At 50.0% G+C, this 3,023-nt stretch carries 3 protein-coding genes; 1 reads left to right on the forward strand and 2 read right to left on the reverse strand.

Annotated features, from left to right (window positions below; translation table 11 throughout):
- Both WBV75_RS07820 and WBV75_RS07825 read right to left on the reverse strand, forming a co-directional pair.
- Positions 1–982, reverse strand: a 982-nt coding sequence (locus WBV75_RS07820) for a PA domain-containing protein (RefSeq protein ID WP_424120074.1), incomplete at its 3' end; no start/stop codon positions are given.
- 63 nt (positions 983–1,045) lie between these two features.
- The gene (locus WBV75_RS07825; RefSeq protein WP_424120075.1) at positions 1,046–2,338 is read right to left on the reverse strand and encodes a Zn-dependent hydrolase; all 1,293 of its coding nucleotides are present in this window, start codon (positions 2,336–2,338) and stop codon (positions 1,046–1,048) included.
- 224 nt (positions 2,339–2,562) lie between these two features.
- On the opposite strand from WBV75_RS07825, the gene WBV75_RS07830 reads away from it, so the two are divergent.
- Positions 2,563–3,023: trimeric intracellular cation channel family protein (locus WBV75_RS07830; RefSeq protein WP_424120076.1), on the forward strand; the 461-nt coding region annotated here is incomplete at its 3' end.

A 3,023-nucleotide genomic window follows, 5' to 3' on the forward strand; every position in this document is an offset into this window, starting at 1 on the left:
CTATTACATTGTGTGCGGGCTGGAGTTTCCATTCAAACTCCAGTTTTAGCCGGACCTTAGCCGGCCCGGGCCCGATACGATAGGATATGGGCAGGGCACCCCTCCAATTAGCAGGTGCCACGGGCCCCTTCAGCGCTTTGAGGAGGGGTTCGGCATCGGCATATGAAATGGGTAATACCGGTATTTTTGTGATTGTCGGGGCGTTTTCGCGCTCCAGGCGTTTGGCATCTTTGGTTGCCGCGTACCCGGGCGTCAAAACATCCCCCGGATACAGGGGCATATCCATGACAGACCCGCGCTGCACCCCAGTGGCGTTTTTAAAGGCGCCTTCCGGATATACGGCGCCCTGGTAATATCCATCGTCTTTTGGGTCCGAATAAATAAGACACCCGATAGCTCCTTTTTCGGCCGCTAATTTAGGTTTGATCCCCCTCCAGGAGCCGTAGTATTTGGCGATCACAATTTTTCCTTTGACATCGATGCCGAGTTTTTCAAGTTCTTCGTAGTCACTGGGAATACCGTAGTTCACAAAAACCAATTCGGCTTCCACGTCACCATCCCTGGAAAAGGCGTTATACGAAGGTAAGAGCGCATCTCCCTGGGCGGTGTACGGATCCCCCTCTACAGGCACGGCCGTCAGTGAGGCTGTAAACGGCTCGGGCTGGGTTAGCTCCAACAGGCGGACTTTTGGATAGGGAAAAAGTACCTGGTAGGTTTCTATCCGGGCGTCATATCCCCAGGATTCAAATTGTTTCTTCATCCATTTGGCGTTTTCTTCCCCAAATGGAGTACCCACCCAATGTGGTTTTTCGGTCATTTTTTTCATCCAGGCATCCAGGTTTTCAGGATCCAGGAGGGCATCAAATTCTTTTTCCAGAGCCAGCTGTTCCTCAGCTGCAGCCGGGCCAAAACCTGTAATCTCCTGAGCCTGAGTGTAAAAAAGAGTACATGCGATAAGCAGAGAAAGAATAAGCTTTTTCATAAGGTGAGATGGATTTAAGTCTGAAATATAAAAATTTGTCATGCGTAAATATTTACGGGCAAATCACTCTGAGAGCGAACTGTCGAGTTGTAAGAGTGTATTGAGCAGGGTGTTGGCCCCATTGGTGATATCCTCCGGGCTGCTATATTCGTCAGGAGAATGGCTGATACCGTTTTTACTCGGGATAAAAATCATACCTACCGGGCAGATCAGCGCCATATCCTGGGCATCGTGTCCCGCACCACTCTGCATTTGTCTGTGGCTGAGCCTCAGGGCATCCGCTGCCTTTGCGATTTCTTTTTGAATAAAGGGCGCCGTCAGTGCCGGTTTGCCTGTAGTATCCAATGCTTTAAATGCAATAGTGGTCCCGGATGATTCAGCGATTTCCTTTGCCCGCTTCCCTATGTTTTCAAAGAGGGTATCGATGACGGCATCTGAAAGGTCTCGTATTTCAAGGCTCAGGACTACTTCCCCGGGAATCACATTGGGGGCACCCGGGGCGGCATGAATCCTTCCCACGGTAGCCACCTGTTTGCCTTCCATCTTAAGGGCTTCTTCATTTACCGCCTGAATAAAACGGGCGGATGCCAAAAGAGCGTCCTGTAGCAGGCGCATGGGTGTTGTCCCCGCGTGGTTTGCCATGCCACTAACCGTAACATCCCACCAACGCAGGCCCACAATGCCCTCTACCACCCCAATATCGAGTTTTTCCCGATCCAGGATTCCTCCCTGTTCAATATGCAACTCCAGAAAAGCGGCCAAACTTCCCTTGGGACGAACGACTTCACCGAGGCGGGTGGTATCTCCACCGAGCCGCTCTATACCGGCTCCCATACTGTAACCGGTGGTGTTGACTACCCCCAGTGCTTCTTGCTGCAAGGCTCCGGCCAGTGCACGGCTGCCCATAACACCGCCTTCCTCATTCGAAAAAATAATAATCTCAAGGGGGTGCTGCAACTGTATTCCTTTTTCTTCCAGTGTTTTGGCAACCTCTATAGCCCCCATTGATCCCACACAACCGTCGTAATTTCCACCCAAAGGAACCATGTCTATATGCGATCCCAATCCAAGGGGCTTCAGACCGGGGCTTTTTCCCGCCTTTCGGCCAATAATATTTCCGGCAGCATCGATACTAGTTTCAAGACCGGCCTGATTCATGAGTTCCCGGACATACACCCGGGCTTTTAAATCTCCATCGCTAAAGGCCACCCGATTTGGAGCGCCGTCGGGATTCCGGCCAAAGCCCGCCAACTCCTCCATAGTCTTATTGAGCCTCTCTGAGTTGACTTCAACAGGGGGTTGGGCTTTAACAAATACAGGGAGTACTAACAGTATAAGAAAATAGCAATATCGCATAAGCCGGTGGGTTGGTTTTGTCGCGGAAGACCGCTTTTGGGGTCGGATTACCGGAAAGCGCCCGAGCATTGTAACAATGCCAAAAAGGTACGAAGTTTCGATGAATCTGAAGGTATTGCCCGCATTGAAAAAGAAGGATTATATAGCGAGATTAATGTTTGTTCGAAACGGTGTTATCTAAAAGAATCCGGAAGGATGTACTTTTGTTCTCCTACTTTTGATACATGGAAAAAATATACCTGACGGTGGATATACTCGGGACTGTAGCCTTTGCTATTTCAGGAGTCCTGGTCGCTATGGAAAAACGCCTCGATTTATTTGGGGTCGGGATTATCGCCCTGGTCACAGCTATAGGCGGGGGCACCCTGAGGGATATGCTGATCGGGAACACCCCGGTAACCTGGACTACGACCCCTTTGTACATGTATATTATCCTGGGGACCGTCATTGTCACCATCCTTTTCCAAAGCCGCTTGAAATACCTGAGGACTTCCTTATTCCTCTTTGATACCATCGGAATCGGTTTTTACACTATGATTGGAATCAACAAGGGGATGGAAGCCGGTTTGGAGCCCCTTATATGTATTACACTCGGGACGATTACTGCGAGTTTCGGTGGGGTCCTCCGGGATATCCTCTGTAACGAAATACCCGTAATATTCAGAAAGGAAATATACGCTACGGC

The sequence above is a fragment of the Robiginitalea sp. genome, assembly GCF_049588695.1.
GTDB lineage: Bacteria > Bacteroidota > Bacteroidia > Flavobacteriales > Flavobacteriaceae > Robiginitalea.

Coding starts and splice junctions, on each gene's coding strand:
- WBV75_RS07825 (WP_424120075.1), bottom strand. CDS start 2,338: ATGCGATATTGCTATTTTCTTATACTGTTAGTACTCCCTGTATTTGTT.